The sequence below is a fragment of the Xenorhabdus siamensis genome (genome assembly GCF_037996745.1).
Lineage (GTDB): Bacteria > Pseudomonadota > Gammaproteobacteria > Enterobacterales > Enterobacteriaceae > Xenorhabdus > Xenorhabdus indica.
In genome coordinates this window covers 107,939-133,544 of record NZ_JBBMXE010000012.1, presented here as the reverse complement: position 1 = coordinate 133,544, position 25,606 = coordinate 107,939, and the positions used below count along the sequence as shown (strand labels likewise).

The 25,606-nt window shown below is 41.4% G+C and carries 17 protein-coding genes and 1 pseudogene; 7 read left to right on the top strand and 11 right to left on the bottom strand.

Annotated elements, in window-relative coordinates; all coding sequences use genetic code 11:
* The first annotated feature begins 217 nt into the window (after nt 1–217).
* Nucleotides 218–1,963, top strand: a complete 1,746-nt coding sequence (locus AAC852_RS12745) for a beta-ketoacyl synthase (protein WP_340621357.1) — start codon at nt 218–220, stop codon at nt 1,961–1,963.
* Between the two features lie 112 nt (nt 1,964–2,075).
* Here AAC852_RS12745 and AAC852_RS12740 read toward each other — a convergent pair whose 3' ends face one another.
* The 4 genes from AAC852_RS12740 to AAC852_RS12725 form a co-directional block, all read right to left on the bottom strand.
* A complete protein-coding gene (locus tag AAC852_RS12740; protein ID WP_340621356.1) occupies nt 2,076–3,788 on the bottom strand; it encodes an ABC-F family ATP-binding cassette domain-containing protein in 1,713 nt (570 codons plus the stop codon).
* A 385-nt stretch (nt 3,789–4,173) separates the two neighbouring features.
* Entirely contained in the window at nt 4,174–5,364 is a 1,191-nt protein-coding gene (locus AAC852_RS12735; RefSeq protein ID WP_340621355.1) for an MFS transporter, read from the bottom strand.
* A gap of 242 nt (nt 5,365–5,606) precedes the next feature.
* The gene (locus AAC852_RS12730; RefSeq protein ID WP_340621354.1) at nt 5,607–6,833 is read right to left on the bottom strand and encodes an L-tyrosine/L-tryptophan isonitrile synthase family protein; all 1,227 of its coding nucleotides are present in this window, start codon (nt 6,831–6,833) and stop codon (nt 5,607–5,609) included.
* 699 nt (nt 6,834–7,532) lie between these two features.
* Entirely contained in the window at nt 7,533–8,051 is a 519-nt protein-coding gene (locus tag AAC852_RS12725; RefSeq protein ID WP_340621353.1) for a single-stranded DNA-binding protein, read from the bottom strand.
* A 322-nt stretch (nt 8,052–8,373) separates the two neighbouring features.
* On the opposite strand from AAC852_RS12725, the gene uvrA reads away from it, so the two are divergent.
* The 3 genes from uvrA to AAC852_RS12710 all read left to right on the top strand — a co-directional run bounded on the left by uvrA (nt 8,374) and on the right by AAC852_RS12710 (nt 12,197).
* Nucleotides 8,374–11,205: an excinuclease ABC subunit UvrA gene (uvrA, locus tag AAC852_RS12720; protein WP_340621352.1), complete on the top strand. Its 2,832-nt coding sequence runs from the start codon at nt 8,374–8,376 to the stop codon at nt 11,203–11,205.
* 257 nt (nt 11,206–11,462) lie between these two features.
* Nucleotides 11,463–11,621 carry a DUF5993 family protein gene (locus tag AAC852_RS12715; protein ID WP_340621351.1) on the top strand — a complete coding sequence of 53 codons (159 nt, stop codon included), beginning with the start codon at nt 11,463–11,465 and terminating at the stop codon, nt 11,619–11,621.
* Between the two features lie 12 nt (nt 11,622–11,633).
* Nucleotides 11,634–12,197: a disulfide bond formation protein B gene (locus tag AAC852_RS12710; RefSeq protein WP_340621350.1), complete on the top strand. Its 564-nt coding sequence runs from the start codon at nt 11,634–11,636 to the stop codon at nt 12,195–12,197.
* An 86-nt stretch (nt 12,198–12,283) separates the two neighbouring features.
* On the opposite strand, the gene AAC852_RS12705 is transcribed toward AAC852_RS12710, so the two are convergent.
* From AAC852_RS12705 to AAC852_RS12675, 7 genes and pseudogenes are all read right to left on the bottom strand, one after another.
* The gene (locus tag AAC852_RS12705) at nt 12,284–13,414 is read right to left on the bottom strand and encodes an AAA family ATPase (RefSeq protein WP_340621349.1); all 1,131 of its coding nucleotides are present in this window, start codon (nt 13,412–13,414) and stop codon (nt 12,284–12,286) included.
* Nucleotides 13,411–14,121 carry an RNA ligase family protein gene (locus tag AAC852_RS12700; RefSeq protein ID WP_340621476.1) on the bottom strand — a complete coding sequence of 237 codons (711 nt, stop codon included), beginning with the start codon at nt 14,119–14,121 and terminating at the stop codon, nt 13,411–13,413. The genes AAC852_RS12705 and AAC852_RS12700 overlap by 4 nt, the downstream gene beginning before the upstream one ends.
* A gap of 417 nt (nt 14,122–14,538) precedes the next feature.
* Nucleotides 14,539–15,735, bottom strand: coding sequence for an amino acid aminotransferase (locus AAC852_RS12695; RefSeq protein ID WP_340621348.1), 1,197 nt, complete (start codon nt 15,733–15,735; stop codon nt 14,539–14,541).
* A gap of 108 nt (nt 15,736–15,843) precedes the next feature.
* Entirely contained in the window at nt 15,844–16,923 is a 1,080-nt protein-coding gene (alr, locus tag AAC852_RS12690) for an alanine racemase (RefSeq protein ID WP_340621347.1), read from the bottom strand.
* 62 nt (nt 16,924–16,985) lie between these two features.
* Nucleotides 16,986–18,395 carry a replicative DNA helicase gene (gene dnaB / locus AAC852_RS12685; protein WP_340621346.1) on the bottom strand — a complete coding sequence of 470 codons (1,410 nt, stop codon included), beginning with the start codon at nt 18,393–18,395 and terminating at the stop codon, nt 16,986–16,988.
* A 422-nt stretch (nt 18,396–18,817) separates the two neighbouring features.
* Complete coding sequence (locus AAC852_RS12680) at nt 18,818–19,075, bottom strand: helix-turn-helix domain-containing protein (RefSeq protein ID WP_340621345.1); 258 nt, start codon at nt 19,073–19,075, stop codon at nt 18,818–18,820.
* 986 nt (nt 19,076–20,061) lie between these two features.
* Nucleotides 20,062–21,125 (bottom strand): annotated as a pseudogene (locus AAC852_RS12675) (terminase large subunit); the annotation flags it as partial.
* Between the two features lie 227 nt (nt 21,126–21,352).
* On the opposite strand from AAC852_RS12675, the gene AAC852_RS12670 reads away from it, so the two are divergent.
* The 3 genes from AAC852_RS12670 (at nt 21,353) to epd (ending at nt 25,586) form a co-directional block, all read left to right on the top strand.
* Nucleotides 21,353–21,883, top strand: a complete 531-nt coding sequence (locus tag AAC852_RS12670) for an O-acetyl-ADP-ribose deacetylase (protein WP_340621344.1) — start codon at nt 21,353–21,355, stop codon at nt 21,881–21,883.
* A gap of 323 nt (nt 21,884–22,206) precedes the next feature.
* Nucleotides 22,207–24,201 carry a transketolase gene (tkt, locus tag AAC852_RS12665; RefSeq protein ID WP_340621343.1) on the top strand — a complete coding sequence of 665 codons (1,995 nt, stop codon included), beginning with the start codon at nt 22,207–22,209 and terminating at the stop codon, nt 24,199–24,201.
* Nucleotides 24,202–24,566: 365 nt separating this feature from the next.
* Complete coding sequence (gene epd, locus AAC852_RS12660; protein ID WP_340621342.1) at nt 24,567–25,586, top strand: erythrose-4-phosphate dehydrogenase; 1,020 nt, start codon at nt 24,567–24,569, stop codon at nt 25,584–25,586.
* Nucleotides 25,587–25,606: the final 20 nt, after the last annotated feature.

The window sequence follows — 25,606 nt, the reverse complement described above, 5'->3', positions numbered from 1 at the left end:
CCAGACATCCTATACGCTTTGTGCCTATATTCTATGGAATTTCAGGATATCGCCAACAAAGCTGTAACCTGAAAAACAACGGGTATATAACATTTGATATTTCAGTTTCAATAAAAATAGATCAGATGACAATATTCTCTGTTTTAATGACTAATATATCAGAGTATTAATTTACACCAATTGCTAAACTTCAGAAAAAACCTTTTTGGAGTTCATAATGAGTAAATTACCCGTCATTGTTGGTTTAGGTGGTATCAATACGGCTGGAAGAAGTTCTGGATTCCACGGATATAAACGCATCGTATCAAATAGTCTTAATGACAAAATAATGAAAGATACATGGAGCGATTTATGTCATCGAATGGGGATTATTAATGGAATAGAATCTGTAACTAATACCCAAATTGAACAAGCAAAAAATGGCACACTGATTAGAAAAATAACGCTTTTCGATACACAGCAAGTGCCAGTTAATAAAATAATAACCGATTCTGACAAAGACACAGTTAAACTATTGCAATCGAGTTATATTCCACTTTCTATGTCCAGCGCAGGACAATTACCGGAAGGGTTTGAAATAGGAAATTTATATAACGCCCATCACCATCCTCGCGGTTTACGTCTCGCCGTATATGGTGCCTCAGATTTACTCAACTCAATCGGGATTTCATGGTCAAATATATCTGCATTAGTAGAGCCTGATCAAATTGCTGTTTACGCCAGCAGTGCATTAGGCCAGGTAGATCAGTTTTCACTATCAGGATTGATCGGTAATCCACTGAATGGCTTGCGCATTAGCTCTAAAATGTTGCCACTCTCCTTACCAGATATGCCAGCAGATTTTATTAATAGTTATATTATTAATAATATAGGAAGCACGTCTGCCAATATCGGTGCCTGTGCCAGCTTTCTGTACAATCTTAAACAAGGCGTTAATGACATCAAGCAAGGTAAGGCAAAAGTCTGTTTAGTAGGATGTGCCGAAGCACCTATTACTCCTGAAATCATCGAAGGATTCCGTGCTATGGGAGCTCTTGCAGAAGACCACCTATTATGTAAATTGGACGGAACCAACACTGTCGACCATCGACGTGCCTGCCGTCCGTTTTCAACTAATGTCGGACTCACACTTTCCGAATCATCACAGTTTGTGCTGCTTATGAGTGACGATCTCGCACTGCAATGTGGTGCTAATATTCTTGGAGCGGTGCCTGATGTTTTCGTGAATGCCGATGCGAACAAAAAATCCATCTCTTCCCCCGGAATCGGTAACTATATCACGATGATGAAAGCCGCTTCCCTTACAGACAACCTTCTGGATGGGAAATTACAGCATTCTTACGTTCAGGCACATGGTACAGGGACACCACAAAATAGGGTTACAGAAAGCCACATTATTAATGAAACCGCGAAAGTCTTTGGCCTCAGCCACTGGGATGTTACCGCCATTAAGGCATATGTCGGGCACTCTTTTTCTACCTCTGCTGGTGATCAATTGGCCAACACGCTAGGCGTTTGGCAATATGGATGGATACCCGGCATTAAGACAATTGATCACATTGCTGAAGATGTACATTCTTCCAATCTGAACATTTTAATGCAGGATAAGTTTACTGGTGAACAGGGTAAAGATATGCGTGCCACAATCATCAATTCAAAAGGATTTGGTGGCAATAATGCGAGCGCTGTTATTTTATCTCCACAGCAAACAATGCGAATGCTGACGAAAAAACATGGTAACACAGCCATTAACAACTATCACAAATGTAATCAGATAGTTAAAGAAAAAAGTGAAAAACAGGATCAAGCTATTTGCCGTGGCGAGGAATCTATTATTTATGATTTCGGAAGCTCTGTGATACAACCCTCAGATATCGAACTTTCACGTCAGGAAGTGAAATTAGCGGGATTCAAACATACTATAAAACTGCCGAATGCAGATGAATTCAGCGAATTTCTGTGAATTTCCAATATAATAACATCCCGATAATCCGAAAATTATTTGAAATAATCTGACCGTCATCAAAAAAACTAATGACGGTCAGATACAATTAACACGATTTACAGGTTACACACTAAAACTGTCTGCTTATCGTTTCAATCTCCTGTCGCCATTTCTCCTGCAAGGCGGGCTTTTGATGTTTTGGTTTTCTGCGTAAATCCTCCCGCAGTAGCTTCTCCAACTCTATCAGACGTTGCAATAAAACCTCTTCATCCCACACCATTGCCGATTCTTGTTTATTGTAATCAGTAGAATGTTGCCAATTTGGTTTCTCTAAATTATCACCCTGTTCGAGCAAAGAATAGATTTCTTCAACATTGTGATATTCAGTTAGCTTACCTTTGTTGATCAACCAAAAGCGGTTACAGCTTTGTTCAATAAGACTTCGATCATGGCTAACAATCAAGGCGCCACCTTTATATTCCTTCAAGGTATCAAAGAGCTCTTCTTTACCCTCCAAATCAAGGTGGTTAGTGGGTTCATCAAGAAACAGCAAATGGTAACGCGCTAATGTTAGCCCTATAAACAATAAACGCGCCCGTTCACCGCCACTCAATGACGCTACTTTCTGCTGGTGCCTTTGATACTCAAAACCTGCGCTGATAAGCGCCCGTTTACGCTGATCATCACTGGTTGGTGCAAAACGAATTAACGCATCACTCAGTGATTCGTCATCCTGAATTTGCTCCAGCGATTGATCGTAGTAACCGAGCTGACATTGAGGATGATAATCCACATTCTGCAATGTCTTTTCCTGATATTCTTTATACAACACTTTCAACAAAGTCGACTTACCGCAACCGTTGTTACCCAGAATAGCGACTCTATCGCCACTTTTGATCTGTTTCGACAGCACATTGAACAAAACCACATTACTACCCAAAGGCATAACAGCCATATGTTCAATGTCCAGCAATCGGTTAGCGGGTAATGCATCCCCCTGAAGAGTCAGCTTCCATGGAGCGCCTTGAGTGAGTTTAGTTTGCTGCTCAGCCAGGCGCTGTTTACGTGCCAGCATCGTCTTCGCTTTACGAGAAAGATCGGGATTGTCATAGACCTTACCCCATGTGGCTAACCGTTCGGCACTCTGCTCTAGCCTGTCTATCTCTTTTTGCTCACTGGCATGACGTTGCAGATCCGCCTGATCACGTTCGAGCAAAGCTTGCCTTGCCTGAGAACAAGCCATACTGAAGTGATATAAGGTCTTGTCCCGCATAATCCAGGTAGTATTAGTCACCCTATCCAGTAAAGTTTGATCATGCGACACCAACACAAACGATCCTTTCCACTGAGACAAAAAAGATTCCAGCCATAGCAGAGAAGTCAAATCCAGATGGTTACTCGGTTCATCCAATAACAGTAAATCAGGTTGCTGGATCACCGCACGACCAAGTAACAGGCGCATATGTTGCCCACCACTAAGATTTCCGATAGGCGTTTGCCAATCCTGTTCGGGAAATCCCAATTCAGACAACAGAAGCTCGGCTCGCCAAATTTCGTCAACTTTAACTTTCTCGCTAATAGCCTCTATTAATGTGGCATCATGCAGAGATAAAGGTAAATGCTGTTCGACATACGCCAGAACACATTGATTCGCAATTGTGATCTTACCGCTGTAATCTTCCAAATTACCGCTCAGTAATTTCATCAAGGTGCTTTTACCACAGCCGTTATGACCGATAAGCCCAATTTTGTCACCTTTGTTCAGAGTAAACGTTATATCCTCAAACAAAGGAGCCGAAGAGAAAGCAATAGAAAGTGATTGTGCAGATAAATAAGTGCTCATAGATAACTCAAGAATTTTGGGTGCAAAACACCGTTGTCAGATGCTGACAATAATTCTTCGAGCTTGAGTGAAGAGAACTCGGATTTGTTAAGTTACTACTTTATATTAGTAAATAAATATTATTAGTAACTAAATATTTTTTCGCTCAAGCTAAGATTATTGCAGCGTATGCCACAAACCCTTGAGCGAGCTTCTAATACCAAAGAAGCGAGCGTATAAACGCTGCATAGACATATAGGGCCTCCTTTTTTTATCTGGGAAAGTAACGATACTTTCTGGTTATTCGGTAGGCTAAGCATATAGAAAATCTGCCAGAAAAAGCAAATAAAACAGATAAATTATTTGAAAAATGCGTTCTGGTTCTCAACTATTTTTCGCCGGAAATTCATTCCGATTTATCAAAATCATTCGATATCAAAAGCACACGAATAAAAAATAACGTTATAGTTAGTAATGTCATTATTGTTACAACCCAAATCAACCCTTTCCAACCAAGTACCTCGTAAATTCCCCCAGATGCAAGTGCGAATATCGTTGACACAGTAGCCAGAAGAGTTTCACTCACACCCTGAACACGGACTTTACTGATACCATCAGACATACTGTTGATAATATGTGTTCCCCCTAAGAACATCAGATTCCATCCTAATCCGGCAAAAATCAATGGGACTCCGAGAATAACAATTTCTGTTTCATTAATAAGCCCTATCAAAAAACCGACAAGGTTAAAGAGAGCGCCCAACAGAATAATACGATTTGCTCCCATTCTTGATATCAGCATACCCGTGATAATACCGGGAGCGAACATAGCTACAAGATGAGCACCAATTAATATGCCCGTTTCTGAATCTCCCAAACCATAACCGACAGAAGCAATTGAGGCGGCCGACATAACTATCATCATAATTGCATGGCCTAACACCATTGATACAATTCCAAAAAACAAATAGTGGCTTGTGACAATAGATGAGAATCCAGTTACCTTACCAACATCAGCTTTTGCCCGGTTAATCGAATCTCCCATTTCATGATTCAGTGGGACAAAAGCAAGCACAGCGCATCCTCCAATAACGGACACTAACGTGTATACCCCGATAAATGGAAGATCGAATCCCAGGCTATCTCCTTTTCCGTACAGTTTGCTGCCAATAATGACCCCAATTATTCCAGAAGCCAGCAATAAAGAACTTGCTGTTGCTGCCCGGTGCTTTGGGACACTCTCAGCAGCAGCATATCGTAGAAAATTAATACCGATCATAGCGATACCAATTAAAAAATGCCCACCGAGTAAAAGTATGAAACTGGCTAAATAAATGGCTGCCGCTGAAACAAATCCGCCAAATATCATCGCCATACTGGCCAGAATAAACCCTGTTCTCCGGTCATAACGTGCCATTAAATTCGACAGTGGGATTGAACAAACACTTCCAGCAACCATTTGTATCGCTATTGGTAATGTTGCAAGCCAAGCCAATGGGGCAAGATACAGGCCAGCTAAACCTCCGACGGTAAAAAGTAACGGTACAGCACTTTCTAATGCGATATTCCCTAAAATAATTAAAATAAAGTTACGCATCTATTCCTCTCTGATAAGAGATATGTACAAATATTTATACTATTAGTTTATTAAATTTTAAACTACCGATAACTTTATTTTCCTGACCCTATTACTGATGAAAATTTTATTTCCACTAACGCTTTATTTAATATATCCAATAAGTTTCAAGTTGCGATAAATCTGCAACTTGATAAATAAAGGGTATAAATAAATGCTGAGATATTACTCAGCATTAACTAAAGCGCTTAAATATTGATTTATCAAGTTATAAGACTGCTAAAGTTCGATTTATTTAACAAATTCTCCATATATTCCAGAGTATTGGCATCTACATAAAAATCACTGACTCTCCGATTATTAATAATTCTTAAACGCTTACCATGCTGTTGAATTTCTTGCTCAATACTCATTTGCCAGACATTATTCCTGTGTTCAATAACAGCAATACCATGATAGGGAAGATGCGGTGAATAATTCTTGTAACCAGGATATATCCTGATACCAATTACTGGTATTGTCTTATGATGAATAGTCGCCCGGATTGCATTAGGAAACAGCCTCTTTTCCCATTGGATACTCGCCATTGCTTCTTTCATAGCTCTGTACTGAATAAAGGCGGTGTGAATTCTATTCATGATCTCATGCTTTATTGCCAGATCAGGGAAAATAGAGTCACAAAATATCGCTTTTTTTTGACTATATGTCAGAGAGAGATCTGAAATGTTAACTGTGCTCCCGACACTGGCATTGAAACGAATAGCTTCCTCATGACTAATACCGAAAGAGGGATCCAATGTGAAAGTTTTTAGATGCTTTGATAAAGCATGGTCATAATCATTTTGAAATAAAGAAACTATTTCAGATATGTCGAGAATATTCACTATTTCATTGATTTTTCTTACATGAGTAAATTCTTTCAGATCTTCTATATATTGTTTTGCCGCATCCATGGGATCACCAAAAATACCAGCATAAAATGTAGCGTCTGAAAGAATATTGAAACGGATTCTGACTCCTGTATTTTTTTCAAGATATATTGAAATATTCGCGAGATGCAACAAAGATACCTCTTCTGCCATCGTCACAGACGTAATATCATGTCTTTTCTGCCAATTGCTAATAACACAGAAAACAGGAAGTAAGATATCAATTTCCCCCTTTTCATTTATATTAGACTTGATTTTTTCTAACGTCTCTAAGCAGGATGAAAAAACACTTCTGGAATTAAACTGGATAGAGGGATGATTGAGATAATCTCTAACTAAAAGATGCAAAGGTGAGTTTTTTTTCCGTTTCTCTTTCCACCACTGTTCAGATGGCAATGTTTTAGAAACAGAACACTTCTCAAGTAATAATTCTCTTAAAGCTGATGAAATTAAATGACCATTGAATGTCATATCAGGTTCATATTCTGGCCATCCAAATTGACCAAATAAAATAGAATCTTCAATGATTGAACCGTTTGTGCTAACAGATATATGTTTCAATTTATCCTCCTAAATAGACATAGGCACATCCCGTAATTGAAATGTATGGATTTTTGAATAATTCTGTATTTAGCTTCTGGCTCTTTTTTTATCATCTGAAAAAGAGGTTTTACTCTCAATACGAATTGAGTCAGTTGCTGGCTACATATTCAGATATACCTATAAAATATTTTCTTTAGTTTTCTTCTTTTCTTAAAAGTATTGGCAATTCTGAAATCGTATACTGCTATAAAAGAGAATAGCTAATAATAATCAAAGGAAGCTATATCATTATCCGACAAGCAATGGTTATTATTTGTACAGATTTTTTATCTCTTATAACATTATAAAAATGCTTTCTTCTTGGATACGTACTTTCTTGTGATTTAAATTATTGCCAGCTTTCCCCTGATTGGTATAACAGTGGATTGACACCAAATGAATCAGAAAGACTATTTTGGAAGAACGCTAAAGTTGTGACCAATTTTTGTCAGCCATATCATCTGGTTTGGTGAAGATAAATCAATCGCAGAAAAAAAACGCATAACATAAAAAATGTGCAAGAACTTAAAGAGAATATTGAGGCCTCAGTGCCATTAGAGCTGAAAGGTTCAGTTGATATTTTTGTTCTTGATGTCTCAAAAAACTGAGCTAAAAAAATACAAAACCCCGCACGAACGGGGCCTTGATATTGTTTATTAAATATATTTCCGTTCAAAATCAGAACGGAATATCATCATCAAAATCCATTGGTGGCTCATTGTTCTGCTGAGCAGGAGATTGTGTCGGACGAGACGATGGCATACCGCCACCACTAAATTGTTGGGAAGCTTGTGGCTGTTGTGGTTGTCCCCAGCCACCTTGTGCTGGTGCATCCTGCGCTGCACCACGGCTGCCCAACATCTGCATTACTCCACCGATAGGATTGACTACTACTTCAGTGGTGTAACGGTCTTGCCCATTCTGATCTTGCCACTTACGGGTCTGCAAAGCGCCTTCGAGATAAACTTGAGAGCCTTTGCGCAAATATTCACCTGCGACTTCTGCCAATTTGCCGAAAATCACCACACGGTGCCACTCGGTTTTCTCTCTCATCTCACCGGTTTGCTTATCACGCCAGCTATCGGACGTTGCCAGAGTAATATTGGCAACTGCACCGCCATTCGGCATATAGCGAATTTCCGGATCCTGCCCCAAATTACCCACTAAAATAACTTTGTTTACGCCTCTGCTGGCCATTGGAATACTCCTGATGAAATGATTTTTGCTAAAAACGGACTTCTATAATTATAAGCAAAGTAGTTTACCATGCGAGGACTAAGTTTAAACTAAAAGCCGTCATATTATACTTTGCGAAGCGCATCGTACTTTATATCCCTTATCTTTCATGTTGTACTCTTTAGCTACCCCTTACTGGCTATACAACAACTGAAAACGCTTGATATACACAGTAATTATTACAGCATGAATCTCTGTTAATACTGTATATTCATTCAGCAAAATTTGTGCAATAATAATGCGTTTTTTAGTTGAACACGATAAATAATCTGGGTAATGGTAAATGGATAACATCGAAGTTCGGGGTGCCCGCACCCATAATCTCAAAAATATCAATCTGATAATTCCCCGTGACAAACTGATAGTCATTACGGGGTTGTCTGGCTCCGGTAAGTCTTCTCTGGCTTTCGATACACTGTATGCAGAAGGCCAGCGTCGCTATGTAGAATCACTCTCTGCATATGCCCGCCAGTTTTTATCACTGATGGAAAAACCGGATGTCGACCACATTGAAGGCCTGTCTCCCGCCATTTCCATTGAACAGAAATCAACTTCTCATAACCCGCGTTCAACCGTCGGAACAATCACAGAAATTCACGATTATCTCCGTCTGCTGTTTGCCCGTGTCGGCGAACCTCGCTGTCCCGAACACGATATTCCACTGGCTGCACAAACTATTAGTCAGATGGTAGATAACGTTCTTACATTACCGGAAGGGCAACGTCTGATGTTATTGGCCCCGGTAGTCAAAGAGCGTAAAGGAGAGCATTCCAAACTGTTGGAGAATCTGGCGACACAAGGTTATATCCGCGCCCGTATTGATGGTGAAGTGTGTGACCTCTCCGATCCACCTAAATTAGAGTTGCAGAAAAAACATACGATTGAAGTTGTCATCGACCGTTTCAAAGTACGCCCGGATCTGGCTCAGCGTCTGGCCGAATCTTTCGAAACCGCTTTAGAGCTTTCAGGTGGTACGGCTGTCGTTGCCAATATGGATGATGATCAGGCTGAAGAGTTGATCTTCTCGGCCAATTTTGCCTGCCCAATGTGTGGTTACAGCATGAGCGAGTTGGAACCACGCTTATTTTCCTTCAACAACCCGGCAGGTGCCTGTTCTACTTGTGATGGTTTGGGTGTCCAGCAGTTTTTCGATCCTGACCGGGTAGTGCAAAATAGCAATATTTCACTCGCAGGTGGTGCTATTCGTGGATGGGATCGCCGTAATTTCTATTACTTCCAGATGCTAAAATCTCTGGCAGTCCATTATAAATTCGATATAGAAACACCATTTGATGAATTAAGTCCTGCCATTAAAAAAGTAATTCTGTATGGCTCAGGTAAGGAATCTATCGAATTCAAATATACCAATGATCGTGGGGATGCAACTGTCCGTAATCACCCATTCGAAGGTGTTCTGCATAATATGGAACGCCGCTATAAAGAAACAGAATCTTCCGCTGTACGGGAAGAATTAGCCAAATATATTAGTAATCGTTCCTGTATTTCGTGTGAAGGAACCCGCCTGCGCAAAGAAGCGCGTTTTGTTTTTATCGAAAATACCACACTGCCACAGATTTCTGATTTCAGCATCGGTCATGCGATGGAGTTTTTCCAAAACATCAAATTGAGCGGACAACGAGCTAAAATTGCTGAAAAAGTTCTGAAAGAGATCCGTGATCGTCTAAAATTTCTGGTTAATGTTGGTTTAAATTACCTGACACTTTCCCGTTCAGCAGAAACCCTTTCCGGTGGTGAAGCCCAACGTATCCGGTTAGCAAGCCAAATTGGTGCAGGTTTGGTTGGCGTGATGTATGTTCTGGATGAGCCTTCCATTGGTCTCCATCAGCGTGATAATGAACGTTTGCTGGAAACCTTACTGCATCTGCGTAATTTAGGTAATACCGTTATTGTTGTTGAACATGATGAAGATGCTATTCGCGCCGCTGATCATATTATTGATATTGGACCCGGAGCGGGTGTTCATGGCGGTAAAGTTGTTGCCGAAGGAACTATTGATGACATCATGGCAAGCCAAACATCTCTCACAGGGAAGTTCCTAAGTGGTGAGCGTGAGATCGCTATCCCGGAACAACGAATCGCTGTTGATCCTAGCAAGATGTTGAAGTTAATTGGTGCGAAGGGCAATAACCTGAAAAAAGTGACATTAAAACTACCTGTCGGCTTGTTCACATGTATCACGGGAGTTTCAGGCTCCGGTAAATCGACATTAATCAACGATACGTTATTCCCAATCGCACAACGCCAGTTAAATGGCGCAACCAATATTAATCCTGCCTCTTATGTAGATATTCAAGGTCTGGAGCATTTTGATAAGGTCATTGATATTGACCAAAGCCCGATCGGCAGAACTCCTCGCTCGAATCCCGCCACTTATACCGGCGTCTTTACACCAGTGAGAGAACTGTTTGCTGGCGTCCCTGAATCCCGTACGCGTGGTTATACACCGGGTCGTTTTAGTTTCAATGTTAAGGGTGGACGCTGTGAAGCCTGTCAGGGGGACGGGGTAATTAAGGTGGAAATGCACTTCCTGCCTGATATTTATGTTCCCTGTGATCAGTGTAAAGGAAAGCGCTATAACCGCGAAACGTTGGAAATCAAATATAAAGGCAAGAATATCAATGAAGTGCTGAATATGAACATTGAAGAAGCCCGTAGCTTTTTTGATGCAGTACCTGCCCTTGCCCGTAAATTGCAAACGTTAATGGATGTTGGCCTTTCTTACATTCGTCTTGGACAGTCTGCCACTACACTCTCCGGTGGAGAAGCACAACGAGTCAAACTGGCACGCGAGTTATCGAAACGTGGTACAGGTCAAACACTTTATATTCTTGATGAACCAACCACTGGATTACATTTTGCTGATATCCAACAACTGTTGTCAGTTCTACATCAATTGCGGGATCAGGGAAATACCATTGTAGTGATTGAACACAATCTGGATGTTATCAAGACAGCGGACTGGATTGTTGATCTTGGCCCAGAAGGTGGTAGTGGTGGTGGAGAGATATTAGTGGCAGGAACGCCAGAAGATGTGGTGAAATGTGAAAAATCCCATACAGCACGTTTTCTTAAGCAGATACTCAATAAAAATTAATGCTATTTCATCAATCATAATCAGCAATAAGCCTTTCCGATTGGAGAGGCTTTTTTTTATTAAATTATTCTAATATTTTTTAATGCAACAAACACCTTTCCGACTGTAATAATCAACGAAATGATCCTATTTAGATCAGTCTGATATTGTTGTTCTAATATTATTGCTGAGCCTTTAAAGATGCTATGTTCATATTATAGGCAAGTTAATTTCATAATGATATTATATATTTTGTTAATTTATAATGGAGATCAAATATGTATATGTTTTTACCATTTTTAATTGCGTTAGTTATGGTTGCCACTGTTATTACTGGCAAGAAAAAACTGACCTATACTCTTTGGGTTGTCTTATTAATCATCACGGTATTTTGGTTTAAATATCATGCCACTGATGCACTGAATCTTTCTTTCTAACCGGAGGCCGTAATGAATAATACTATGTCAGCATCTCGCAACCTTAGTCCTGCCATTACATTGAATATACTCGGTTTATTCGGCATTTGTGTCATTCTAATCGTGGCATTTTATTATCAACTAGCACGTTTTGAACTTCCCTGCCCGCTATGTCTGTTGCAACGTGCAGGCATCATTATGATCGGCTTTGGTTTTCTGTTTAATATCTATTTTGGTGTTAAAAATGCTCACTACAGCTTTTCCTTACTGGGCTGTATCGTAACTGGCTTTATTGCTATGCGTCAGGTTTCTTTGCATATCCTGCCGGGAGATGCAGGGTATGGCTCCACTTTCTTTGGCTTGCACTTCTATACGTGGGCTGCAATCTTATCTATTCTTACCATTATTGCTATTGCTGCCATCATGCCCCTGAAAGCAGGTAATCATGATCCGGCAAAATATTCACCACACATACTCGGCAAACTTGTTATGGGATTGTTCGCGATCTTAATCACCGCTAATCTGGTCTCTACTGTGCTGGAATGTGGCAGTGGACAGTGTGACGATAACCCAACGTTTTATAAGCTATTACAATAATAACATTTAGTTATCTTGGTAGAAGAAAGAAGGCTGATACACTCTACAGCCTTCTCTTTCCCCTGCAAAACCATTCGGAAGGAAATTCAATGTTCATAATTCATTGAATCATTTATGAAATAATACACCTCATGTGCTTCTTCAAGCGTCGGAACTTCTAGCTTAGATAGCATCCGATCCATCACTTTATCCGGTACAACATATTCGCGATTATTGTTTTGTTGTTGCCATCGTTTATGGTCCTGTTCAATATAAACAATCTTAACTTTAGCGTTATAACTGACAAATAGCTTAATAAGTTGCTGGCGCATTTGAGCGGTAAGATTGGTAGCATTCCAGACAAAATCCTGCCGATTACGCAATTGCTCTCTGGCCTGCTGTTTTGCCCGTTGTACAACCCAGCCATTGGCATTTTTGTCTTCCGGGCTTATTTGGTAATGACGGCGAATTGCATCCAAGCTAATGACAAACCAATCTGGGTAATACTGCTGGATAAAATGATCTTTTCCCATGCCAGGTAATCCACATAATAAAATTACCTGACTATCATAATCATCATAAGGTTGATAATCCGGCTGTTTACTTTCCGTGGAAAAATAATAAAAACGAGCTTCTGGTGAAGAAAATTTTCGAGCATTGCGCCAACAGTTTTGTTCACGGCAATAAAGTTCGAACAATTCGATGCGTTCCAGTAATTCCTGTGCATCATGACATTTGCGCCCTAAGACATCGGCTCTCGCCAATAAAGCCAATAAATAGGTATCAACACGTAATGACGCCGCCAACAGGATTTTCTGTGGTTCAGATTTTTCCATCAGCCATAGTGGTAATCCGTGAAAACGCACCAGAGCAGCAATTTGTTCACGTATCGCAAATGGTGCAGGAATTTGCTGAAAAAAAATCTGTCTGACAGTCAGCTCACCTTTACGGGCATGACCGGGAGAAACGATTCGTTTATCTAAATCCATCCGCGTAGTACTTCGCTTTTCCACGTCATGTAATAAAGCAGACGTCCAGAGTATTTCCTGTTCTTCTTTCTCCAATGTTTGATACTCAGACAACTGTTCCAATGCTGCCAGTACCATTTGAGTATGAATGGCAACATCACCTTCAGCGTGGTGAATGGGATCTTGCTGAACTCCCTCCATATCAGCAATGAAAGAAAACGTTTTAGATAGATAATCCCATGACTTATTTTTACTGAATATCCAACTCATTTTCTCTCTCCAGCCGAATGGTATTCAAAGTAAAGAGGTGCTCGTTGCCAATGATGTTTCCAATGAATATCCGTTTTAACATGGTTTTTGCGCACAAACTTAAAAACATGATGTGGGAAATCAATAACTGAGTACTCACCTGCATCACGGCTGACAATGCCTTCCATTGAACAACGTTGTTTTGTTTGTGTATCCCATGAAGAAAAGCGACTTTCCTGCTTTGCGGTTTGAATAATATTTTTAATGAACGCTGATTCAGCTCGTGTTTCAGGAATGGCAATTTCTGGCGTAGTAGGAAAATCAAATAAGGTAGCATAAAATTTCACCTCTTCCCAACTGAGCCACATATCTTTAATACGCACAGCAAAGACAAAGAAATATTCTTCAAGATGACGATATTCGATGGAGTGAATGGCATACAGATTCTCACCAAAAATCTCGATATCACCCAAATCACCTTTAATTAATTGCCAACGTTGGCGGATCTGCTGCGTCCATGCTGATTGTGTCGGTGCAGCATGAGAACGGGCAAATACACCATATTGGTTCAGACAGTTATTTTCACCATCTAATTTTTCTGTGTGAATAAATTGATTAATGTTCTGTATATTCTGCCACCAATCATGATTAATACGATCATCACTGGTTGTTCCTGGTGAGAACGGATAATGAAAAGTTCTACCATACTTTCTTGATTGCATACCCATCATGCTTTAGCTCTTTTAAAATCATCCCAATAAAAGTGTGTTACACCTTTACAAATTAATATTTACCTCAATAATTGATGAAAGAGTTCAAGAAGTTGGTATTACATTTTCTTTATTCCTATTTAATTTATATTTTGAAATTAAAAAATTAGTTTAAGCATTTTTGCTATTTAATATAAAGGTGGGAGAAGCAAGATTTCACATATAATCACTTGATGTATCTGTGCTTACTATATAGAAAACGGTTGTAAATTAACATAGCGAGTAAATTACTATCATGAAATAACCGATAAAAATCTTTTATTTTTATCTTAAATAGAGATATCTGTAGAAGAAAAGAAACCCTTTGCCTAATACCAGAACAAAGGGCTGTAGTGATTATCTTCATCAATTCCCCAAATATTCAGGGAATAAAAATTACTGACTCACTGCCGCAAATGCTTCTGCAACACGCTGTACGTTATGATGGTTCACGCCGGCCATACAAACCCGGCCAGAACCAATCAAATAGACTCCAAATTCTCTACGCAGGTGATTAACCTGTTCAGGGCTAAAGCCAGTATAGCTAAACATACCGCGTTGTTTCAGCAAGTGATCAAAGTTTTTCTCTGGCAACACATTTTTCAATGCGCTAACCAATACCGTACGCATTTCCAGAATGCGTAATCGCATCTGCTCAACTTCTTTCAACCATTGCGCTTTTAGTAACGGCTCAACTAAGACTCTTGTTACAACCTGAGCACCAAAATTCGGTGGGCTGGAATAAATCCTACGTACACTGGCTTTCAATTGCCCCAAAACACATTCACTTGTTTTGGCATCATCGCAAATAACAGACAATCCACCAACACGCTCACCATACAGGGAGAAGATTTTTGAAAACGAATTACTAATCAAACAAGGTAATTCTGCATTTGCCATTGCCCGAATCGCGTAAGCATCCTCTTCCATTCCATCAGCAAGTCCCTGATAAGCGATATCAAGGAATGGGATCAATGCCTGCTCTTTGGCAATCTGAACTACCTGATCCCATTGTTCATTAGTAAGATCAGAGCCAGTTGGGTTATGACAACAAGGGTGCATCAGAATAATGCTTTTTGCTGGCAATTGCCGAAAAGTTGCCAGCATTTCATCAAATCTTACCCCTTTGGTTTTATCATCAAAGTAAGGGTAATAATTTACTTTGAGCCCTGCTCCAGAGAAAATTGAAGCATGGTTTTCCCATGTCGGATCACTACACCATACTTCAGAATCAGGGAAATAACGATGCAAAAAGTCAGCACCAACTTTTAGTGCACCTGAGCCTCCAACGGCTTGAATCGTTGCAATACGATTTTGCTGCAATAACGGATGATCTTTACCGAACAGTAATTCTTGAATTGCCAGTCGATAACCAAGCAAACCTTCCATGGGGAGATAAAGAGACGCAGACTGTGGTAAAGCTTTCATTTGTTCTTCTGCGGTTGCAACAGCCTGCAATTGAGGTGTGATACCCTGCTTGTCGTAATACAACCCAACGCTCAGATTAATTTTTTCTAAGCGGGTGTCTTTCTTAAACATTTCCAATAACGAAAGTATAGGATCACCTGCGTAAGCATCAACATTCTGGAACACGATGTTATACCCCCTGCTACTTAGTTAGCATAAAAACTGTTGTATAAAAACAATGATATAAAAACAGTGACATAAAAACGCAATAACAGACAATATAAATTAACCCGATTATTCGTCCAGATATTCCATCGCAACACGTGAGGTTAGTTTTGTGATCAGTTCATAAGCACTAATCCCTGTATATTCTGCAATTCTTTCAGCAGGTAGGACTGTACCCCAGAGGATAACTTCATCTCCCACTTTATCCTGACAATCAGGCCCCAAATCCACCGTAATCATATCCATGGAAACCCGGCCAACAAGAGGAACTTCACGTCCATTAACAAAGATGGGGGTGCCTGATGGGGCACTGCGGGGATAGCCATCACCATATCCGATTGCTACAACGCCTAAATATGTATCGCGTTCACTAACCCAAGTACCGCCGTAACCCACCGCTTCACCTGAATTGTGTTTGCGTACAGCAATTAAGCTAGATTTCAATGTCATCGCTGGCATTAAGTTGAAATCAGCCGCAGTCTTATCTGCCATCGGTGATACACCATACATCATGATACCAGGGCGAACCCAATCCAGATGTACCTGTGGCCACAACAAAATTCCTCCCGAAGCTGAAATCGATTTTTCACCAGCTTTGCCCGCAATAAATGACATAAAATGTTCAATTTGCAGGGGAGTTGTATCCACCAGTGGTTCATCAGCACGACTAAAGTGGGTGATCATATTAACGGGCTGTGCGACGTTATGACAGCGACTCAAGCGTTGATAAAAATATTCTGCTTCATCTAAACGAACGCCAAGACGATGCATCCCTGTATCCAACTTCATCCACACCTTAATTGGATGAGATAAATCAGCCTGTTCCAGAGCTTCAAGTTGTTCGATGTTGTGCACCACGGTTTCAATATGATTGACAACTAAAACAGGGAGGTCTGACGCCCCTAAAAAACCCTCCAGAAGCAGGATTGGTTTGATAATCCCGTTACTGCGCAGTGCTAATGCTTCCCCTATTCGTGCAACGCCAAAACAATCAGCATCTTCCATTGTATACGCAGTTTCCAATAAACCATGTCCATAGGCGTTTGCTTTCACAACTGCAATCAATTTACTGTTCGGGGCTTTCGCCCTGACCTGTTGCAGGTTATGTCGCAGAGCGCGGCGGTCGATAACAGCAGTTGCCGCTTTCATTTTATCCCCTTTTTATTCTCTTCCAGTCAGTAAGTTTTCAATAAGACGCTATTCATTACTACTTATTCATCGCTGTAGCTTGGCCCTGCATAATTATCAAACCGTGACCATTGACCATTAAACGTTAGCCTCACTGTACCAATAGGGCCATTACGCTGTTTACCAATGATAATTTCTGCTACACCTTTCAGTTCACTATTATCGTGATATACCTCATCACGATAAATGAACATGATTAAGTCAGCATCCTGTTCAATAGAGCCTGATTCACGCAGGTCTGAGTTAACGGGTTTTTTATCAGCTCGCTGCTCCAGACTACGGTTAAGCTGGGATAATGCAACAACGGGTACTTGGAGTTCTTTCGCCAATGCTTTGAGTGATCGAGATATTTCAGCAATTTCCAAGGTACGGTTGTCAGATAGGGAAGGCACCCGCATCAATTGCAGGTAGTCGATCATAATCAGGCTGAGTCCACCATTTTCGCGGAAAACTCTTCTTGCCCGGGAGCGCACTTCAGTAGGGGTCAAACCGGATGAATCATCAATATACATATTGCGTTTTTCCAGCAAAATCCCCATGGTGCTGGAAATACGCGCCCAGTCCTCATCATCAAGCTGACCAGTACGAATACGTGTTTGATCTACACGGGAAAGAGACGCCAACATACGCATCATGATCTGATTGCCGGGCATCTCCAGACTAAAAATCAAAACAGGTTTATCCTGCATCATCGCCGCATTTTCACACAAGTTCATCGCAAAAGTGGTTTTACCCATTGAAGGACGTGCGGCGACAATGATTAAGTCAGATTTTTGCAAGCCAGCAGTTTTCTTATCCAAATCTTGATAACCGGTAGAAACTCCTGTCACACCATCATGCGGACGTTGATACAATTGTTCAATTCGTTCAACCGTTTCTTCCAGGATCTGCTCAATTCCTTTCGGGCCTTCGTCTTTATTCGCTCTATTTTCTGCGATCTGGAAGACCTTTGATTCCGCCAGATCTAATAATTCTTCACTGGTACGCCCTTGTGGATCATATCCCGCATCTGCAATTTCATTAGCAACGGCGATCATATCACGAACAACTGCACGTTCACGGACAATATCCGCATAAGCGTTAATGTTCGCTGCACTTGGGGTATTTTTTGACAATTCTGCCAGATAAGCAAAACCACCGACATTATCCAGCTCCCCATTTTGCTCCAAGGATTCTGATAATGTAATCAAGTCGATAGGTTTGCCTGTTTCAAGCAAACGCTGCATTTCAGCAAAAATACGCCGGTGTGGGCGACTGAAAAAATCATTACTGGTGACACGTTCGGATACGTTATCCCAACGTTCATTATCCAGCATCAAACCGCCCAACACGGATTGTTCTGCTTCCAAAGAGTGTGGTGGAAGTTTCAGCCCTTCCACTTGGCGATCTTTTGGTTCAGCCATACTGTTGTTAGTTGGTTTTCTTCCAGCCATGTACCACATCAATCCACTAAACAAGAACGAAATAGCGCACCAGTATACGCCATGAAAACAACCTTGAGTAATTATATATAGTCTATACTCGAAATTTAAACACAACCGATTGATATTGAATAAATAATCCTCATTTTTTAACGAGTTTTCTCTTGTTTGTTTATATAATTGTTTATACATAGAACACTGAATAAACCTATAAACAAAGCATAAGATAAAAACAATGTGAAAGGAAAGAAAGAATGAAAGTGAATTTGTGATCAATAAAGCCAGGTCAGTAAACTAAGCGTTCTGACCTTGTGAAAGGTTGTGCTGCACTTCGTCGGGAACTATTAAGGTCACAGGATACAATGCCCTGTCAGTGAGAAGATACCCTGCTGTGGCTATCTTCCCGGGATTTTTAGGCAAAGGATTGGCTGTTTTTATGATTTATCCCGCACCTTGCGCTCAATCAATCGACCATACGAATCAAAATAGCGACTCGGCCAGATTTTAGAGGGATGTATTTCGAGATAGTTAGCAATTATCCATTCGCCTTTAGGCCACGGACGGCTGAGAGTATTTGCCAGTGTAGATGAACTGAGACCCGCTTCACGAGAAACAGCCGCTAAGGTTGTACCGCGTTTACGTAATGCAGCGATGATATCAGCTTGATGCCAGTCATTTCTAACGTTATTCATTCCTGCTACCCCTTTCCATTAATTAATAATTGATGGTGGCGATTCAGACAGGGTTATCACAACCGGGAACGATCGTCCGGCGAGGCGTAAGCCTCCCCTGCCTGAACCGCCATTGAAAGGGCGATAGCAGACACACTGGCAGAAACTTCCTACCAGTGGATCGTTCTTACAAGGGTGATAATCCTTGGCCTCTAGATTTTGCTAGTGGCGGAACTACTTTAACTGATTGGTTTATCTGGTTCAATAAGCGAATCAGTATGAACGCTTAACTTTTTGCGTTATATTCCATTAACTGTGTTACTGTTGATCTTCGTTTAACACCACAACTACAGATGAAGTAAGGACAGAGCGAATTATCCCTAATACCGATACAGAAGGCGGAAGAGTTATTTTGGGGGAGAAAATAACAGAAGGGGCATGAAAAATCGCCCCAATGAAATGCTTCAAAAAATTAGCTATCCAGCTCCAGCTAATGCAAAAGTTCTTTATTCTAATCTATACCACCCCATCAACATGATATAACCATTGGTGATATCTATTATTTCTCTGTTACCAGAACTTGATGTTGTTCCTGAAACAGTATGGTGATGGCTACCAATATTTACAGAATGAGTGTGTTTACCTTGATTATCTGTATATGCAACTTTTTCATTGTATTTGTAGGTAGCGCCACGAATTACCACTCCTTTTTGAATATATCCTCCCCATACAGGTTCTTGACTTTGATCATATGATAATGCCGTAGCATGCTTATGATCACCTGCGACACTGGTTGATTTTATCCCGTAATCAAATGAATCTGTTATAGCTGAAAATGAGTGATTATGAGGAGGGAGTTGTGAAGCTTTCAATGTGATAGTGTCATTTCCTCCTATTGATAAAATGTCGGAACCATCTAAAGCTCCTAGCCTAATAGTTTTATTTTCGCCAATATATTTCCAGACAGTGTCAGGGAATAGGATGTTTGGATCTCTACTTTGAGCAAAAAATGTAACCAGAAATGCAATTGCGGGATCTATCTTGTTGGCGGATTTCTTCTTATTCGGCTCGATATTAGCGTTCGCGTCTGTTTCCATCACCACGTTAGACATCGCCCACGCGAGTACCGGATCGCCGTTGTGACGAATGATTTTACGGTTAACGAACACCTCAGCAGATTTCGCCACGGGGCTAAAACGCATATAGGTTTGCGGGAACGGCTCAACATCCAGCCCTGCGCCCTGTAATTGGGTACGTAAGTGTGTGCGTTCCATGTATCGAAGCCCACCAGCTTGATATCAAAGCGCTGGCTGTCTTTGAGAATATCATCACGGATACGATCATAATCAATACAATCGCCTGTGGTGGTACGTATCCAGCCTGCCTGTACCCATTGGCGATAGATTGCCCGATTCTTGTTGGCCGGATTCTGTAGCTGGGCTTCCGGTAAGTAATGGCGGGTCAGCAATAATAACTCATTGTCCACGGGAAACGTGTAACAGAGGCTGGTGATATCCCCTGTTGAAGATAAATCCAGCCCGGCGTAACATTCCAAGCCTTTGAGGTCGTTTTCATCATAGTCTGTCTGGCAGGCTTTCCAAGCCCCGTCACCCATCCACGGTGTTTCTCCCTGACACCAGATATTAAAGCGTTTGGTTAACATTTCTGTCCATTGTGAGGGAATGCCCCGCGCTTTTTGGATAGTGTCATGCAGTGCGGCACTGTCTACGGAAACATCTAGATTAGGGTTAGCCTTTATCCAGAGTGCCTCATCATCAATCTCGTTCTCGTCGTCCAGTTCGTAGATCAGGGCAAACAGTGATTCATTTTGTTCTTCACCATCCAATATCTGACAGCAATAATCATAGTGCTGCTTACAGGCGGATATCACGTTACTGCCTGCTGTGGTAATGGCAAACAGGATACCTTCGGGACGGGCACCCATCCCCAGCTCAAGGGCAGAGTAAACCGCGTTATCGGGGTGCAAATGGTACTCATCGACGATAGCCAGAGAGGGATTAGTGCCCTCAATGGTGGCGGCTTTGGCGGCCAGCGGTTTTAACAGGCTATTAATAAAACCGATGGAAGCATCATTTTCGACGCAGTTATGCAGTAAGTTAATAAGTTCATCACGTTTGGCATTGATGGAATGCAATAGCATGATGTTTTGGACTGATATTGAACTTAGTGTAAGGTTGGATTTTGTCATTTATTATTAACTCTGGGATAAGTAATGATTAAATACTATACAAGTCAATTTATTCTGGATATAAGAAAATGATGGGAGGAGATGACAAAATGAACAGTAACAGAATCAATATAATTCAGGGTGATATCACCACAATTGCAGTTCAGGCGATTGTTAATGCCGCTAACAGTTCTTTGCTAGGTGGTGGCGGTGTTGATGGAGCCATTCACCGTGCTGGTGGAAAATCTATTCTGGAAGAGTGTATGCAGATCAGGGCAAGGCAAGGTGGTTGTGAAGTTGGTGATGCGGTGATCACCGGAGCCGGGAATTTACCTGCTAACTATGTGATCCACACTGTAGGCCCTCGCTGGAATGGAGGAATGCATGATGAGCCGGAACTACTGAGAAAGGCTTATTTGAGCTGTTTTGAGATTATTAAACAATACAATATTGCAACCATCTCTTTTCCCAATATCAGTACAGGCATTTACCGTTTCCCAAAGAAAATGGCGGCAAAAATCGCTTTGGAAACAATTCATTCAAATCTTTCTATCAATCAAAATATATTACAAGTGAATCTTGTTTGTTTTGATGATGAAAATTACGACATTTATCGTTCTTTAACTCAACCTCTTCTTTGAATCAAGTTGTTATCTAAATCAAGTTATTATCTAAATCAATAAACACATGCTTTCGGCCTTAATTAACCTATTGAGCATCGCATCTAAAACATTTTTTATTGCGCAAATCACGATATGAAACGTTCTCTTATTTGCGCAAACTCACCTCTGATTATGCAAATTCGCTTGAAAATACGTCAAAACAGCGGGGTAAATCAAAGAATGGATGTCGAGTGGAAATTAAGATAGTTTTCGTTTATTGGTATTAATGATTGCGGTTTGTATGCTGCGCTGCGAAAATTAGTTCTAGTTCACTAACGCTTTTATCCGACTTGGAGTAAAGAATGACCACTCGTAAAACCCTTGCTAATGCTATCCGCTTCTTGAGCATGGATGCTGTGCAGAAAGCAAAATCAGGGCATCCTGGTGCACCGATGGGAATGGCTGACATTGCTGAAGTGCTATGGCGCGACTATTTGAACCATAACCCTGCCAATCCTGACTGGGCTGATCGTGACCGCTTCGTATTATCCAATGGTCATGGTTCTATGCTGATTTACAGCTTGCTGCATCTGACTGGTTACGATGTTTCTATCGACGATCTGAAAAATTTCCGTCAACTGCATTCTAAAACCCCTGGTCATCCAGAATATGGTTATACTCCGGGCGTAGAAACGACAACTGGTCCACTGGGACAAGGTATTGCCAACGCAGTTGGTTTTGCGATTGCGGAACGCACATTGGCAGCGCAGTTTAACCGTCCGGGCCATGATATTGTCGATCACTACACTTATGTATTCATGGGTGATGGTTGTATGATGGAAGGGATCTCCCATGAAGTTTGTTCTCTGGCGGGTACATTGAAGCTAGGCAAATTGATCGCTTTCTATGATGACAACGGCATCTCCATTGATGGTGAAGTTGAAGGTTGGTTCACTGATGACACCGCTGCACGTTTTGAATCCTATGGCTGGCATGTTATTCGTGGCGTAGATGGTCATGATTCTGTTGTAATTCAGTCTGCTATCGAAGAAGCCCGTAAAGAAACTGGCAAACCATCTCTGTTAATGTGCAAAACTATTATCGGTTTTGGCTCACCAAACAAAGCAGGCAAAGAAGAGTGTCACGGTGCTCCACTGGGTGACGCTGAAATTGAAGCGACCCGTAAGGCTCTGGCTTGGGAGTATCCTGCTTTTGAAATTCCTCAGGATATTTATGCAGAATGGGATGCAAAAGAAGCCGGTGAAGCTAAAGAAAGCGATTGGGATGTAAAATTTGCCGCTTATGCTGAAGCCTACCCGGAACTAGCCACAGAATTCCGCCGTCGTACCCGTGGTGAATTGCCTGCAAATTGGGAAGCTGAATCCAAAGCATTTATTGAAAATCTGCAACAGAATCCAGCTTCTATTGCCAGCCGTAAAGCATCACAAAATGCTCTGGAAGCATTTGGTAAAGTTCTGCCTGAATTCATGGGCGGCTCTGCTGATCTGGCGCCAAGTAACTTGACTATGTGGTCTGGCTCCAAGCCTCTGAACGAAGTTCAGGATGGTAACTACATTCACTATGGTGTTCGTGAGTTTGGTATGTCTGCCATCATGAACGGTATTGCTCTGCATGGTGGTTTTGTGCCTTATGGTGCGACGTTCCTGATGTTTGTTGAATATGCCCGTAACGCAGTACGTATGGCTGCACTGATGAAGATCCGTAGCATCTTCGTTTATACCCACGATTCTATTGGCTTGGGTGAAGATGGCCCGACTCATCAGCCCGTTGAGCAAATTGCCAGCCTGCGTGTAACGCCAAATATGAGTACATGGCGTCCATGTGACCAGGTAGAATCTGCGGTAGCGTGGAAATATGCGATTGAACGTAAAAATGGCCCAACTTCTCTGATTTTCTCCCGTCAGAATCTGGCACAACAAGAACGTACTACTGAGCAACTGGCGGATATCGAAAAAGGTGCTTATATCCTGAAAGATTGCGCAGGTCAGCCTGAATTAATCCTGATTGCGACGGGTTCTGAAGTTGAGCTGGCAGTAAAAGCCGCTGAACAATTGAGTGCAGAAGGTCGTAAAGTTCGCGTAGTTTCTATGCCATCTACTGATGTATTTGACAAACAGGATGCGGCATATCGTGAAGCGGTGCTCCCTGCTGCGGTTTCTGCCCGTGTTGCGATTGAAGCGGGTATTTCTGATTACTGGTTTAAATACGTTGGTATTAATGGTGCTATCGTGGGAATGGATACCTTTGGTGAATCTGCTCCTGCTGATGCTCTGTTCAAAGAATTTGGTTTCACTGTTGAGAATGTCGTTGCCAAAGCAACCGCATTACTGAAATAACAAGCAAACCCTACCCTGGATAGGTTTTAGAAACTGGATAGGTTTTAACAGAATAGATTTTAGAAAGCGGCTAATAAAACCTGCTTGCTGAAAGATGAAAGGGGAAGAAGCGCATTAGCATCAAATCTTGAGCTAATGCGCTCTTTTTTCATCAAAATTTTTTCATTATGCTATTCATGACCCTTGCCATTATTCTCTATTTCTCGTAGTCTTCCCTTATAATTAGCTGAACCGTTTCAGTTATCGCAGGTAAAATGTCTTGTCTGTCACAATCTGATTAATTTTATGATGAATCATCCGTACAATTTGCAGTTGCTCAGTTATTCTAAGCCGTTGCGTGACCATAGAGAAATTCAGGGGGTAACATGACCATCAGGGTAGCGATTAACGGTTTTGGGAGAATAGGGCGCAGTGTTCTGCGTGCTCTCTACGAAACCGGGCGTCGGGCTGAAATTGCGGTTATCGCTATCAATGAGCTGGCTGATGCAAAAGGTATCGCCCACTTGTTAAAATACGATTCCAGTCATGGGCGTTTTGCATGGGATGTGCGCCTGAACAATGAAGTATTGTACGTAGGAGATGACAGTATACGGCTGTTTCATCAACCAGATATCTCGGATTTGCCGTGGAAAGAACTGGGTATTGATATTGTACTCGATTGTACGGGAAAGTATGGTGAACGAGTGGATGGAGAAGCTCATCTCACTAGTGGTGCCAAAAAAGTTCTGTTTTCCCATCCGGGAGGCAATGATCTGGATGCAACGGTGGTATATGGTGTAAATCATGATTCATTGGTTGCCGAAGATCGTATTGTTTCTAATGCATCTTGTACAACAAATTGTATTATCCCGATCATTAAGGTGCTGGATGATGCGTTTAACATTGAATCGGGCACGGTGACAACAATTCACGCATCCATGAATGATCAACCAGTCATTGATGCTTATCACTGTGATTTACGTCGAACCCGTGCGTCCAGCCAGTCGATTATTCCAGTCGATACAAAACTCGCTGCGGGGATCACACGTATCTTTCCCAAATTCAGTGATCGGTTTGAAGCTATTTCTGTACGAGTACCTACCATCAATGTAACAGCGATTGATTTAAGTGTGACAGTCAATGCTGCCGTTAATGTCAGTGAAGTAAACCAACTACTGCAAGAATCAGCGATGAGTTCGTTTCGTGGTATAGTGGATTTCACTGATTTACCGTTGGTCTCAACGGATTTTAACCACGATCCTCACAGTGCTATTGTGGATGGTACACAAACCAGAGTGAGTGGAAATCATCTGATCAAAACGCTTGTATGGTGTGATAATGAGTGGGGCTTTGCCAATCGTATGCTTGATACAACCCTGGTAATGGCCTCTAAAGGTTTCATGTAATCACAACAGAAGATTGAGTA